At 45.0% G+C, this 12,812-nt stretch carries 14 protein-coding genes and 1 tRNA gene; 11 read left to right on the plus strand and 4 right to left on the minus strand.

Going from position 1 to position 12,812, the window contains the following annotated elements; translation table 11 throughout:
* Nucleotides 1-123: 123 nt before the first annotated feature.
* From J5W02_RS14065 to J5W02_RS14075, 3 genes are read right to left on the minus strand one after another with little or no spacing between them, the layout of a single operon-like run.
* A complete protein-coding gene (locus J5W02_RS14065; RefSeq protein ID WP_219966347.1) occupies nucleotides 124-1,470 on the minus strand; it encodes an ABC transporter permease in 1,347 nt (448 codons plus the stop codon).
* Nucleotides 1,467-3,284 (minus strand): COG1361 family protein, encoded by a 1,818-nt coding sequence (locus J5W02_RS14070; RefSeq protein ID WP_219966348.1) that lies wholly within the window; start codon nucleotides 3,282-3,284, stop codon nucleotides 1,467-1,469. The genes J5W02_RS14065 and J5W02_RS14070 overlap by 4 nt, the downstream gene beginning before the upstream one ends.
* A complete protein-coding gene (locus tag J5W02_RS14075) occupies nucleotides 3,281-4,009 on the minus strand; it encodes an ABC transporter ATP-binding protein (protein WP_219966349.1) in 729 nt (242 codons plus the stop codon). Before J5W02_RS14075 ends, J5W02_RS14070 begins: the two co-directional genes overlap by 4 nt.
* 209 nt (nucleotides 4,010-4,218) lie before the next feature.
* Between J5W02_RS14075 and J5W02_RS14080 the strand changes: the two genes are divergently transcribed.
* Nucleotides 4,219-4,701, plus strand: a complete 483-nt coding sequence (locus J5W02_RS14080) for an LURP-one-related/scramblase family protein (protein ID WP_219966350.1) — start codon at nucleotides 4,219-4,221, stop codon at nucleotides 4,699-4,701.
* 116 nt (nucleotides 4,702-4,817) lie between these two features.
* Here the strand turns inward: J5W02_RS14080 and J5W02_RS14085 are convergent.
* Nucleotides 4,818-4,893 (minus strand) — tRNA-Trp (locus tag J5W02_RS14085).
* Between the two features lie 204 nt (nucleotides 4,894-5,097).
* On the opposite strand from J5W02_RS14085, the gene rpsU reads away from it, so the two are divergent.
* The 10 genes from rpsU to J5W02_RS14135 all read left to right on the plus strand — a co-directional run bounded on the left by rpsU (nucleotide 5,098) and on the right by J5W02_RS14135 (nucleotide 12,764).
* Complete coding sequence (gene rpsU, locus J5W02_RS14090; RefSeq protein WP_009060718.1) at nucleotides 5,098-5,274, plus strand: 30S ribosomal protein S21; 177 nt, start codon at nucleotides 5,098-5,100, stop codon at nucleotides 5,272-5,274.
* Between the two features lie 85 nt (nucleotides 5,275-5,359).
* Nucleotides 5,360-5,875: a YqeG family HAD IIIA-type phosphatase gene (locus J5W02_RS14095; RefSeq protein WP_219966351.1), complete on the plus strand. Its 516-nt coding sequence runs from the start codon at nucleotides 5,360-5,362 to the stop codon at nucleotides 5,873-5,875.
* 12 nt (nucleotides 5,876-5,887) lie between these two features.
* Nucleotides 5,888-6,325 carry a type II 3-dehydroquinate dehydratase gene (gene aroQ, locus J5W02_RS14100; RefSeq protein WP_219966352.1) on the plus strand — a complete coding sequence of 146 codons (438 nt, stop codon included), beginning with the start codon at nucleotides 5,888-5,890 and terminating at the stop codon, nucleotides 6,323-6,325.
* 79 nt (nucleotides 6,326-6,404) lie between these two features.
* Entirely contained in the window at nucleotides 6,405-6,962 is a 558-nt protein-coding gene (gene efp / locus J5W02_RS14105) for an elongation factor P (RefSeq protein WP_219966353.1), read from the plus strand.
* 47 nt (nucleotides 6,963-7,009) lie between these two features.
* Complete coding sequence (locus tag J5W02_RS14110) at nucleotides 7,010-7,441, plus strand: CD1247 N-terminal domain-containing protein (protein WP_219966354.1); 432 nt, start codon at nucleotides 7,010-7,012, stop codon at nucleotides 7,439-7,441.
* Between the two features lie 130 nt (nucleotides 7,442-7,571).
* Nucleotides 7,572-8,273 (plus strand): Crp/Fnr family transcriptional regulator, encoded by a 702-nt coding sequence (locus J5W02_RS14115; protein WP_219966355.1) that lies wholly within the window; start codon nucleotides 7,572-7,574, stop codon nucleotides 8,271-8,273.
* Between the two features lie 25 nt (nucleotides 8,274-8,298).
* The gene (locus J5W02_RS14120) at nucleotides 8,299-9,354 is read left to right on the plus strand and encodes an ABC transporter substrate-binding protein (protein ID WP_219966356.1); all 1,056 of its coding nucleotides are present in this window, start codon (nucleotides 8,299-8,301) and stop codon (nucleotides 9,352-9,354) included.
* Nucleotides 9,332-10,114: an ABC transporter permease gene (locus J5W02_RS14125; RefSeq protein WP_219966440.1), complete on the plus strand. Its 783-nt coding sequence runs from the start codon at nucleotides 9,332-9,334 to the stop codon at nucleotides 10,112-10,114. The genes J5W02_RS14120 and J5W02_RS14125 overlap by 23 nt, the downstream gene beginning before the upstream one ends.
* Nucleotides 10,101-10,751, plus strand: a complete 651-nt coding sequence (locus J5W02_RS14130; RefSeq protein WP_255575790.1) for an ABC transporter ATP-binding protein — start codon at nucleotides 10,101-10,103, stop codon at nucleotides 10,749-10,751. The genes J5W02_RS14125 and J5W02_RS14130 overlap by 14 nt, the downstream gene beginning before the upstream one ends.
* Before the next feature lie 114 nt (nucleotides 10,752-10,865).
* On the plus strand, nucleotides 10,866-12,764 hold the full coding sequence (locus J5W02_RS14135; RefSeq protein WP_219966358.1) for a nucleoside-diphosphate sugar epimerase/dehydratase: 1,899 nt from the start codon (nucleotides 10,866-10,868) through the stop codon (nucleotides 12,762-12,764).
* The last annotated feature ends 48 nt before the right edge of the window (nucleotides 12,765-12,812 follow it).

A 12,812-nucleotide genomic window follows, 5' to 3' on the forward strand; every position in this document is an offset into this window, starting at 1 on the left:
TTTACCGTGGACAACGAATATCATTATACTGAAAAGGTCGTTACTTGTCAACACATAAGTGATAAAAAAATAATAATTTTTTATTTGACGAAACCTCCCCCGAAAAACAGGGGAGGTTTTGTGCTATTCCTGTTTGATTGCGGTCAGCGCGCTGATCTTAACGGCGCGGTTCGCGGGGTAGAATCCGGACACCAGACCGACCATAGTGGAGAAGAGAAGAGCCCCCAGTGCCAGCCATAGAGGAATGATGGAAATTCCTACTGCAGCTCCTCCTGTGGCTGGCACTGCCGCATTGCCGTTGCCCGCCGCCTGTGAAGCATACAGCGTATTAATGAACAAGGAGATAGCGTAGCTTTGTGCAATACCAATTACTCCGCCCATAAACCCAATGGCGCCCGCTTCTATCAGAAACATGGTGCGGATGTTTCGCACGACGCAGCCAAGCACTTTCATAATACCGATCTCGCGTGTTCTTTCATAAATCGACATAATCATCGTGTTTGTAATCCCCAGAGCGGCCACAAGAAGCGAGATTGCGCCCAAACCACCCAGAATCATCTGGATGGTTCTCATCTGCTCCTCGAGCGGCTTACGGACGCTCTCCATGCTGTAAGTGGAAAACCCCATGTCCTGAATCGCCTTTTCAGCGTCCGGGACAGCTTCAACGGAAGCAACCTTCACGCTTGCACTGTCATATCCGTCTTTTTTGTTGGGGTCTTTTTTTATATTGTTGAGCTTGTTGTATTTATCACGCAGCTGCTTTGCGAACGTAACGTCCATAAAAACGCAGTGGCTGGGGGAGGGGTTCTTGCCCCAGTCCTCCACCAGCGTGGCAGCACATTGCAGCTTGATTGGTTTGGTTTTTGCGGTTGAGTCCTCTGGAAGGTTGACCACAGCCTCAAACTTATCGGTTAGAGCAGAGACGTAAGGGTCGGGCATTTTTCCATTCTTGTCGGCCTGGGGAAAAATCATATTATTGCTGGATTTTTGACCGTCAATAAAATCGTATTCCGCATCTTTTCCGAAAAGGATGGTCGTTTCGGGTGCGCTTTCCGCCGGAAGTGTTCCATTTTCCGCCTGATACCCAAATTCTTTGAGGGCACTCATCGAAACGCCGTAGATCATACCCTGATAATTATATTTTCTGCTTTTAATCGTTACAACGGAGGGGTCAAGGTAAAAAACAGGAGTAACGGCTACAACATCCTTCATCGCTTTTACTTTTTCGAGTGTTTTGTCATCAAGCGCTGGTGAATCCGGAGTTTGCGATGAATTGTTGATCGTGATGACCGTCAGGTCGCCCATGTTTTGCATCATGGTTTCCATGGACTGCTTAATCCCAATGCCGAACGACAGCATAACGACAATGGCGCAGGTTCCAATGACAACGCCCATGACTGTCAACAGGGTTCTGACCTTGCGTTTGAACAGATTGCCAAGCGCCATCAAAAGCATGTCTTTCCACTTCATGACTTTTCCTCTTTTGCCGGATGATTGGCCTCTGTGGGAAGATCATCATAATCGTCGCTTTGCTCCAGCAGCTTCAGCTTCTTTGCTTTTCTTTTTTTATGTAGAATGACCAGCACGGCAATAACCACCGCCAGACCGCCGATTCCCGCCAGAATCATCCAGACAGGCGGGGAAGAGACGCCCGCGTTTGCTGGGACGGAAGGTTCCGAATCGATGCCTTCACCCGGCTGCATGGCTGGCATTACCTCACAGGAAAAATCCTTGACCAGATTTTTGATTTCTCCGTTTGCGTCTTCGTAGCTGAAGGTTGCCGTACCGGTCATGGTTCCCTCCTCCGTCGGGTTCAGCGACGCCTGAAAGGTGTCGCCAACACCGGAGTCTACATTGCCAATATAGGTGTTTGATTCACCCGTGGTAAAGTTTCCCTCCAATTTAACGGAAAGATTGAATATTTTGCTTTTGCCTTTATTTACATAATTAATATTGAGCTGTCCGGAATCGCCCAGTGAAATCGGCCCTTGCAGATCCGCTTCATTCGCTTCAAACCGGTCGGATTGCGTCAGCGGAATGGCGATGGTTTCTGTGGCGTCAATCGCTTCCCGCTTGCCGTCAAGAACGGCTTCATAATTGAATGCGATAGAGACACCGTAGGAATTCGGAGTGGCGTCCGCCTTGGGAATCAAAGCGATCTGTTCGGCGAAAACCGAATTTGGAGCGACCTTTGGTATATAAAAGGTATTGGAGGATTTTGCGGGGGTAAACGCACCCGCGACAGATTTGTCGTCATCCCCGGCCACGGAGGAGACGGTGATTTTCAGGTTTTCGATTTGTGTATTCGTACTGGTATTTTTAAAGTTCATGGCAAGGTTGAATTCTTTTCCGCCCATCACCGCTTTTCCGCCGTAATCGTAATTTTCAATGATAATCAGCGGCTTACTTGCGTTTGTAGTTTCGTCCTTGTCCGTTTTCGTTCCGGTAACGGGAATGAAGACTTTGGAAGTGACGGACTTTTCAATTTCATCTGCCGAAAGAATCAGGCTCACCGTGTAGTTGTTGGTTGTCATTTTTGACAGGCAGGTCATAGGATAGGAAATCGTAGTGGTTGTGCCCGTGTCCAGCGTGTTAATATACTGCGTGTCTGTAACACCGTTGATACTGATCCCATCGGCGGTGGAAGTGTCCAGTACGGCCATAATGTTGTCACAGACGACGCTGCCGGTATTTTTCAGCGTAAAGGTCAGGTTGAATTTTTCGCCTTCCTTGACCGGCGTATGGTCAAGCTGATAGGACTGTACGACCAGTTTTCCATCGTCCTCCGTGTCGCTGCCGGTACCGGTGGGGTCAAAAATCGTCTTCTGTGCTACATAAGTTTCGGATTTGTCATTATTATAATAGATAGTGAATTTCAGAGTGCCGGCGCCGTCGCCAATTCGTTTCATGTACAATTCCGGAATGGTAAGGCTATAGCTGGCATCATTGCCTTCATAATCTTCATCAACATCGGGATCAATTTCATCATTTTGTTCTGTACTGTTTTTATCATATTTAAATGTTTTTTTCTTTAGTGAAATAGCGTCATTGGAGCTTTCAACAGTAATCGTGATGGAGTCTTTATTTGAATATTCTGTAGGATGATAAAAATAAAAAATAGCCTGAAAAGGACTGCCCTTTGAGACGGTCAGTTTTTCGCTGTTCACCGTTGGCGACGGTTGAGCATAGGTTGCCGCCGAAGCGGGCAGACTGCCAAAGCAAAATGCTGTTATCAGCAATACGGACAGAATGAGAGAAACACGCCTTTTTCCTGTTCTTTTCATGAACTTAATTCCTCCTCGTTTACCCTGCTGTCAGAAATGGCAAGATTGCTTACGTCACTTAGCACACTGCCGTCATGAATCGTAATGATCCTGTCGGCATACTTTGCAATTTCACGGTCATGCGTAACAATAATCAGCGTTTCATGGTACTTTCTCGCCATGGAGACCATGATTTCCATGACTTCGCGGCTGGTTTTGCTGTCCAGATTGCCTGTGGGTTCGTCCGCAAATACAATTTTCGGCCGCGAGATAAACGCGCGCGCTATTCCGACCCGCTGCTGCTGCCCGCCGCTCATCTGGGTCGGTTTGTGCAGCAGACGGTCGCCTAAATGAACGATCTTCAACATATGTACCGCTCTTTTGACGCGCTCGGTTTTGCTCATCCCCTTGAACATAAGGGGGATTGCCACATTTTCGATTGCGGTCATCGTCGGCATCAGGTTATAGGACTGAAAGACGAAGCCGATGTTTTGCTGCCGGAACAGCGCCCATTGCTTTTCGGAAAAGTTTGTGACATTCTTCCCGTCAATGATGACGCTGCCTCTGGTTGCCTTTTCCAGTCCCGCCATAATATTCAGAAGAGTCGATTTTCCGGAACCGGACGTTCCCAGCACACAGCAGATTTCCTGAGCTTCAATCGCGATATTGATTCGGCTGAGCGCGACAATTTTTTCTTTGTCCACATGGTAAACCTTGCGTACATCCTTCAAACAAATCAGGCTCATACAGATTCTCCAAACTTAAATGAATATTAAGGATAAAGTAATATTTTGGTAATTTTTATTTTAATATAATTCCCGTGTGAAAACAACAAACAAATATGTAATCATTCTAATTTATAAATATAAAAGTGGTGCTTGCATATTTTCCCGTTTATGCTAAGATAAATATATAAACGGATGCGACAGCCGCCTGATCTGATGGAGGTGTTTTATTGAACCTGTATATCAAGCAAAAAATATTTTCCTTGAGGGATAAATACAATGTCTATGACGAACTTGGAGATCCTGTTTATGCGGTGGAGGGGGAACTTTTCACTTGGGGAGCGAAAATTCATCTGTGTGATTTAATGGGGAATGAGCTATACTATATACAGCAGAAGTTATTTAAATTTTTGCCTGAGTACGAAATTTATACGGGCAATCAGTTTTGTGCCAGGATAAAAAAAGAATTTACTTTCTTTACTCCAAGATTGAATGTACAAAGCAGCTACGGTGATTTTGAGATTACCGGCAGCTTTATGGAAATGGATTTTATAATTCAACGCAACGGGCAAGTCTTCGGTGAAATTCATAAGAAATGGCTTTCCTGGGCGGACACTTACTGCCTGACGGTAACAAATCCGGAGGATGCCGCTTTTTTTACCAGCTTGGTCATCGCAATCGACAACTGCATGCACAATGAATCCAACAAATAGTGGATTGCGGTTGGAATTCCGTGTAATCGCAAAAAAAAACGCGCCCACAAACTGTGAACGCGAATCATTGAAAAAGAAAAGAGTCCGAACGCGATGTGCGTCCAGACTCTTTCTGATGGCAGGGGCAGAAGGACTTGAACCCTCGGCACGTGGTTTTGGAGACCACTGCTCTACCAACTGAGCTATACCCCTGTATGTATTTGAATGTTTTCAGACTGCGGATATTATCTTATCATTTTCTGTTTTTCATGTCAATACAAATTTCACAACTAACTGTAACTTATGCAAAGTTAGCACATTGGGCTTGACATATTCGGGTGTGTTATGTATAATTATTTTTATGTAATATGACTTACTAATACCCCTGCCTTATGGCGGATGGGAGGGAAAAGATAAATGGCTGAAATTAGAATTAAAGACAACGAGTCCTTGGACAGCGCTCTGAGAAGGTTTAAGAAGCAGTGCGCAAGAGCCGGGGTTATTGCTGAGGTTCGCAAGAGAGAAGCATATGAAAAGCCTTCTGTTAAGCGTAAGAAAAAGTCCGAAGCAGCCCGCAAACGCAAGTTTAAGTAACAGTACAAAAATGATTCGGAAAAGCGGGCTTAATTGCCCGCTTTTTTAGCCTGATTTTATTTTCTCCGAAACGGAGGGTTTGTTATTGGCATTGTTCCTGCCTACTGTTGCTGTGGACAAAGTTACAGATATTACTCCAAAACTTATCCGTTCCATGAAAGCCCGGGCGCTGATCCTCGATGTGGACAACACCCTTGCCATTCACGGTTCTCCGGAGCCTTTTGAGGGTACCGTAGAATGGACTCGCCACATGCGTGAAAACGGCATCAGCATTATCATTATGTCAAACAATTTTAAAAGACGGGTGGAACCATTTGCCGCAAAATACGGCTTGCCTTGTTTGTCCCTTTCCTTAAAGCCGATTCCCCTTGGCTATTTTCGTGCAATCCGCAAAATGGGTGTAAAGCGCAGCGAAGTTGTAGTTGTGGGAGATCAGATTTTTACCGATGTAATCGGTTCCAATTTATCATTTATGAAATCGATTCTGCTCGTTCCGACGGGCAAAGAAAAATCATTTTCCTTCAAAATACGCCGCGGTTTGGAAAAGCCGATTCGCTACATAATAAAAGCGACAGGGCGCGGAAAGAAATACTTTGACTGAGATGGTGTTTAAATGAGCAGAAAAAAGGTTCTTGTCCTTCTTGGGCCAAACCTGAACATGGTCGGCGTCCGGGAAAAAGGCGTGTACGGGGACGAAACGGCCGAAAGTATTAATCTTCAGATTATTGAGAATGCTAAAAAGCTGGATTATGACTGTGACATTTATCAGTCCAACCATGAAGGGGATTTGATTGACAAAATCCACAGTGCGCGCGGGGTCTACCAAGGTGTGATTATCAACGCGGGCGCCCTTACGCATTACAGCTATTCGCTGCGAGACGCTATCGCCTGTGTCAGGATTCCGTTTGTGGAGACCCACATGAGCAACATATACGCACGCGAAGATTTTCGCCACAAAAGCGTGATTTCTGAAGTGTGCGCAGGTCAGATTTCCGGCTTCGGAAAAAACAGCTATTTTCTCGCGCTGGCGGCGTTAAAGGATTTAATGTAAGTTCCTATAAAAATATCTTGAAAATTTTCTGGAATTATTATAAGATAATAATCGGAAAAAATTATTGGAGGATAACACGATGATATCTGCAGGCGATTTTAGAAATGGCGTTACATTTGAGATGGATGGAAACGTCGTTTCCATTATTGAGTTCCAGCATGTGAAACCGGGAAAAGGCGCGGCTTTTGTCCGCACAAAAATCAGAAATGTGATTACCGGCAGCGTAGTGGAAAGAACTTTCAATCCAAACGATAAATACCCGACCGCTTATATTGAGCGTAAGGACATGCAATATCTTTATAACGACGGAGACCTCTATTATTTTATGGATCTGGAGACTTTTGAGCAGACTCCGATTAACCACAGTGTTCTTGGGGACAACTTCAAGTTTGTTCTTGAAAATATGACCTGCAAAGTGCTTTCCTATAAGGGAAACGTTTTCGGTGTTGAGCCGCCGAACTTTGTAGAACTGGTAATAACAAAAACTGATCCGGGCTTTAAGGGCAACACTGCTACCAATGCGTTGAAGCCTGCTACAGTTGAGACCGGTGCAGAGATCAATGTTCCTCTATTTATTGAGGAAGGCGAAAGAATCAGAATTGATACCCGTACCGGCGAATATATGGAGCGTGCATAACCAACACTATGCATGTTCAATGAATGATGTTTAAAGGAGGCAGAATTATGACAAACAAAGAGAAGGTTGCTTACATTCGCGGTCTGGCGGAAGGCCTTGAGCTTGATGAGAGTAAAAAAGAAGTGAAGGTCATTAACGCAATAGTCGATTTATTGGACGACATGGCGGCATCCGTTTCGGATATGCAGGACAGCTTTGATGACATGGCTGACCAGCTGGATGCTGTTGATGAGGATCTTGGTTCTTTGGAAGAGGATTTTTACGAGGATGAAGAGGAAGACGATGAGGACGACGACGGCGATTGTTACTATGAAGTAACTTGCCCGAATTGTCATGAAACCATATGCCTGTCCGAAGATATTATTGAGGATGGACAGATGGAGTGCCCGAATTGCGGCGAAACGCTGGAATTCGATATTGATGAAGATGAATGCGGCTGCGATTGCGACTGTGGCTGTGAAGACTGCGATCACGAATAAAAATTTAACAAATACAAATGAAAAGAGTACTGCCTTAGGTGGTGCTCTTTTTTGTTTTTGTATTGACAGATTTAGGTAAAATGTTTATAATGATAAAAAGTGTATCATATGAAACAGAAAGAGAACGTTTATGAAATTTGTTAAAAAACAAAACAAATACGGTCAGCTGCTGGCGCAAAGTTTTTTGTTCAATGGAATTGAACAGGATCTGGCGCAGGATGCTTTTCAAAGCAGTGAATGCAGCTGCATGGAATATGAAGCGGGGGAGAAAATATATACCAGAAGCAACTACAGAAAAAGTTTGGGCATCGTTTTTTCCGGTGTTGTGAAAGCGATGAAACCGGAAAATGAAAACCTCGTCATGAATACCTTTTATTCCGGAGGAATATTTGGGGTTGCCTGTCTTTTCAATAATTCCCGCCGGTACGTTTCTGAAATTACTGCGGTAAAAAGGAGTCGTGTTTTATTTTTGTCGCAGCAGCTGCTTCAGGATCTTTTTGAGAAAAACACCAAAATAGCGGAAAACTATATCAGCTATCTTTCCGACAGAATCTGTTTTCTGAACAGCCGGATTGATAATTTTACGGGCGGAACCGCTGTCTGCCGTCTGGCAACGTTCCTTCTTTCCCTGTCTGCACAGCATGAATACTCTCTTGTACTGGAGCTTCCCTGTACGCTGACGCAGCTTTCCAATACGCTGAATATCGGCCGTGCCTCACTGTACCGTGCTTTTGACGACTTAAGCAGTGCAGGGGTGGTCACCCGTGAAGGAAAAAAAGTGACGATCAATCAGATTGAACGGTTGAGAACCGGTCAGTTTGATGGTGAATAATATCATAAAATGAAGAGGGACAAAAATGAAACTGACGAAAAAAATACTCGCAATGGGATTAAGCGCCTGTATGGCTCTTTCTGTTTTGGCGGGATGCTCCGATTCTGCAGTATCTTCAGGTTCCAGTAAGGCTGAGCAAGTTTCCAGTGAAGCGGTATCAAGCGCGCAGCAGAGTGCTGCCGCTGAAAAAACGACCATTAAGATTGCGGCGCTTAAAGGCCCTACAGGGCTGGGCATGTTAAAGCTGATGAGCGATAATGACGCCAAGACTGCCGCTGAAAATTACGAATTTACCATTTTAAGTTCTCCTGACGAAATTGTGTCCAAGATTTCCAAAGGGGAGGTGGATGTGGCCGCCGTTCCAACCAATCTGGCAGCGACGCTGTATAACAAAACAGACGGAAAGGTTCAAATGGCCGCGGTCAACACGCTCGGCGTGCTCTCTCTGCTGACAAAAGGAGAAAACATTTCCAGCATTAAGGACCTGAAAGGCAAAACCATTTATGCTTCCGGTCAGGGTTCCGTACCGGAATATGCATTAAACTACATTTTGAAGCAAAATGGACTTGAAGTCGGTAAGGATGTTAAGGTAGAATATAAAGCGGAGCATGCGGAGCTTGCGGCGCTGATTCTTTCGGGAAAAGCAAAGATTGCTGTTCTGCCTGAGCCGTTTGTTACTCAGGTAACGACAAAAGATAAGGACGTTAAAGTTGCGCTGAATATAACGGATGAATGGGATAAGGCTGCGCAGGGCAAAAGTGTACTGACCATGGGATGTGTGATTGTCAGCAAGAACTTTGTTGAACAACATAAGGATGCTTTTGACGCTTTCCTCAGCGAGTATAAGGATTCCACTGATTTTACCAATACAAAGGTGGAGGAAGCGGCCGCTCTTTCCGAAAAATACGATATTATGCCGGCGGCGGTCGCCAAAAAGGCGATTCCGAACTGCAATATCGTTTATATTGACGGAAATGACATGAAGGCAAAGATCCCTGATTTTTTGAATGTTCTGTTCACAGCCAATCAGAAGTCCGTTGGAGGTAAATTACCAGGTGATGACTTCTACTACACAAAATAAAACAATCTTTCAAAATAAGGGATTCAGAAAAATTCTGGCTGCCGTGTTTTGGATCGGCCTATGGCAGCTGGCCTATTTAACAGTAAAACAGGAGATACTAATCGTATCTCCTGTTCGTGTCTTGCAAAGGCTTTTTGAGCTTTCACAAAGCACGGAGTTCTGGCTGACCGCCTTTTTATCCATGCTTCGTATTTTGGAAGGCTTTCTGCTCGGAGTGATTTTCGGATGCGTTTTGGCAGTTTTGACTTCTGTATCCCGGATGATGTACGAAATATTTTATCCGGTAATCAGCATCATCAAAGCAACTCCCGTTGCTTCTTTTATCATTCTTGCGCTGGTATGGATTCCTTCCCCTCATGTGCCGTCTTTTACATCCTTCTTGATGGTAACCCCGATTGTTTGGGCAAATGTGGTCAACGGTATCAAAAAGACAGACCGCAATCTGTTGCAGATGGCTGCTGTTTATCGTTTTGGATTGGCAAGGACGGTAAAACGTATTTATTTGCCTTCTGCTATGCCATATTTTACTGCGGCCTGTACAACGGGGATGGGGCTTGCGTGGAAAGCCGGAATTGCCGCAGAAGTACTTGCGGTTACTCCGCTGTCCATTGGCAGACAAATCTACAATTCGAAGATTTATATCGAAACGGATAATTTGTTCGCGTGGACTGTGGTTGTGATCGGCATGAGTGTTGTTTTGGAATTTCTGATGGTGCGGCTGATGAAAAAAGTGGGCGAAAAATACAATGTTGTGCAGTAATGGAGCAGTGTGCGAATTGAAAATTCAGAATCTTTCTAAAACATATAACGGAAAAACAGTGCTGGATCAGTTTTCCGTCGAATTTCCTTCAGCCGGAACCGTCTGTTTATTTGGACCGTCTGGATGTGGAAAAACGACGCTTTTAAACTGCATAGCCGGTTTGGAATCTTTTGATGCTGGTGCAATAGAAGGCGCCGGTGATATGAAAATTTCATATCTTTTTCAGGAAAATCGGTTGCTGCCGTGGGTTTCTGCCCATGAGAATGTTGCCGCAGTTCTTCACGGCAGTGCCAAAAACAATGCGGAGCAGGCTGAAAAATGGCTTGCATTGGTGGGCTTGGAGGGCGCGGGGAGTAAAAGGCCCTCGGAACTGAGCGGCGGAATGCGGCGAAGGGTTGCGCTTGCCCGCTCGCTTGCTTACGGAGGCAGCCTTTATCTTATGGATGAACCCTTTCAGGGCCTTGACGCCCAGTGCAGGGATGAAATGATTGCTCTTTTTCAGAAACAGGCTGCGGACGCTTTGAAAATTATAGTCACCCATGATTTTCAGGAAGCGCAAATGATGGCGGATGTGATTTATATTTTGGATGGCCCTCCGGTGAAAATTATGGACAAAATTGAAAAAAATCCGGCATAAATCTGCATATTGTAACAATGTTATTGCATTTCTTCATAAATTGCGTCTTTCATTCATGTAAGGTTTGTGCTATACTAATGCAGTTAAATTTGTTTGGTAGGAGTAATTTATTATATGAAGAATCAAAGAGCCACTTTTGGAAAATCATTTGCTCAAATCATAATAGATATTCTCTGCGTTTTTTTCAGCTACTGGATTGCGTTTATCCTGCGATATGATGGACATATTTTTCCCCGCAGTTATGACTGGGAGTCCTTTTCCACCTGGATTCCGTGGATTACCGCTATTTTTATTATCAGCTTTACTGTTTTTCGGTTCTATACCACCATGTGGCAGTTTGCAAGCCTTGATGAGCTTTTGACTATTTTTTATGGGACGACCTTTGCCGCATTGATAGTTACGATTATCGGCTTCACTCTTTCCTGGCCCGTGTTCCATGTACGGCGTTTCCCTTGGGGCGTTTACATTATCGGGTGGGTGTTTGCCATCTTTTTTGTTGGCGCATCCAGGTTCAGTTTCCGCCTGATTCGCAGACTGAAACGCAGAAATCAGATTAACAGAGAAGACGGAGAAGAATTTCACCGCGTTATGATTATCGGCGCGGGGGAGATGGGCTCCATGGTCATTAAGGACATGAAGACCGCGCCGGAAAGCAAAGGGATTCCCGTCATTGCCATTGATGACAACAAAAGCAAAAAGGGAACCAGAATTCACGGCGTTAAGGTTGTGGGCGGCAGAGAAAGCATCCCGAAAATGGCCGTGCGCTATAATATTGACCAGATCGTGCTTGCTATTGCGTCAGCCAGTAAAAAGGACAAGCAGGATATTCTGAGCATCTGTGCGAAAACAGGATGTCAGCTCAAAACAATTCCTGCTCTTTATGAAATTATTGAAGACAGTGCCGATCCCCTGAAGGTCAGAAATGTTGACATTGTCGACCTTCTTGGCAGAGATGAAATTAAACTGAATACAGCCGAAATCAGTGGCTACCTGAAAAACAAAACCGTACTGGTAACCGGTGGAGGCGGTTCGATCGGCAGTGAGTTGTGCCGTCAGATCGCTTATTTCAATCCCAAAAAGCTGATAATTTTTGATATTTATGAAAATAATGCCTATGATTTGCAAAATGAGCTTCTGATGCGCTTTAAGCATCTGAACCTTGAGGTTCTGATTGGTTCTGTGCGCGACAAGGCGAGAATTGAACATATTTTCTCCGTTTGTAAACCGGATGTCGTTTTTCACGCGGCTGCCCACAAGCATGTGCCTCTGATGGAGATGAGCCCCGGGGAAGCAGTGAAGAACAATGTGTTTGGTACGCTGAATGTGGCGCAGGCCTGTGATAAATTCGGTGTTAACCGTATGGTGTTGATTTCAACCGACAAAGCGGTGAATCCGACGAATATTATGGGCGCCACCAAACGGATCTGCGAACTGATTATTCAGTACAGCAGCCGCCACAGCAAGACCGATTATGTTGCCGTCCGTTTTGGAAATGTTTTGGGCAGTAACGGCAGCGTTATTCCGCTCTTTAAAAAGCAGATTGCCGCCGGAGGTCCGGTTACCGTTACTCATCCGGATATTATCCGATATTTTATGACGATTCCCGAAGCGGCACGTCTGGTAATTCAGGCGGGCGGCATGGCTCGCGGCGGAGAAATCTTTGTACTGGACATGGGACAGCCGGTGAAAATTGTGGATTTGGCAAAAAACCTGATTCGTCTTTCCGGTTTGCAGCCCGATGTTGATATTAAGATTCAGTATACGGGTCTGCGCCCTGGGGAGAAGCTTTATGAAGAACTTCTGCTGGACAGTGAAGGCGGCTGTCAGAAGACTTCCCACGAACTGATCTATATCGGTACTCCGATTCCGTTTAATGAGGATACGTTTATTAATCAGATTGAGAAGCTTAGGGATGTCGCCGGTTCCAACAATGTGGAAATGATGAATGTCGTTCATGAGCTTGTTCCTACTTATTCGGGTCACGCCGAAGAGACGGATGCTCTTGCAAATTGAATATACAAGGAAAAAGCCCTCGATCAGTTTTGAAATTGATCGAGGGCT

It is taken from the genome of Caproiciproducens faecalis, assembly GCF_019448085.1.
GTDB classification, from domain to species: domain Bacteria; phylum Bacillota; class Clostridia; order Oscillospirales; family Acutalibacteraceae; genus Caproiciproducens; species Caproiciproducens faecalis.

Bases quoted from the DNA above. Each gene is read 5' to 3' on its own strand.
- J5W02_RS14065 (WP_219966347.1), bottom strand. From the start codon at position 1,470: ATGAAGTGGAAAGACATGCTTTTGATGGCGCTTGGCAATCTGTTCAAA.
- J5W02_RS14110 (WP_219966354.1), top strand. From the start codon at position 7,010: ATGACAAACAAAGAGAAGGTTGCTTACATTCGCGGTCTGGCGGAAGGC.
- J5W02_RS14075 (WP_219966349.1), bottom strand. From the start codon at position 4,009: ATGAGCCTGATTTGTTTGAAGGATGTACGCAAGGTTTACCATGTGGAC.
- J5W02_RS14115 (WP_219966355.1), top strand. From the start codon at position 7,572: ATGAAATTTGTTAAAAAACAAAACAAATACGGTCAGCTGCTGGCGCAA.
- rpsU (WP_009060718.1), top strand. From the start codon at position 5,098: ATGGCTGAAATTAGAATTAAAGACAACGAGTCCTTGGACAGCGCTCTG.
- aroQ (WP_219966352.1), top strand. From the start codon at position 5,888: ATGAGCAGAAAAAAGGTTCTTGTCCTTCTTGGGCCAAACCTGAACATG.
- J5W02_RS14070 (WP_219966348.1), bottom strand. From the start codon at position 3,284: ATGAAAAGAACAGGAAAAAGGCGTGTTTCTCTCATTCTGTCCGTATTG.
- J5W02_RS14130 (WP_255575790.1), top strand. From the start codon at position 10,101: ATGTTGTGCAGTAATGGAGCAGTGTGCGAATTGAAAATTCAGAATCTT.
- J5W02_RS14135 (WP_219966358.1), top strand. From the start codon at position 10,866: ATGAAGAATCAAAGAGCCACTTTTGGAAAATCATTTGCTCAAATCATA.
- J5W02_RS14120 (WP_219966356.1), top strand. From the start codon at position 8,299: ATGAAACTGACGAAAAAAATACTCGCAATGGGATTAAGCGCCTGTATG.
- J5W02_RS14125 (WP_219966440.1), top strand. From the start codon at position 9,332: ATGACTTCTACTACACAAAATAAAACAATCTTTCAAAATAAGGGATTC.
- efp (WP_219966353.1), top strand. From the start codon at position 6,405: ATGATATCTGCAGGCGATTTTAGAAATGGCGTTACATTTGAGATGGAT.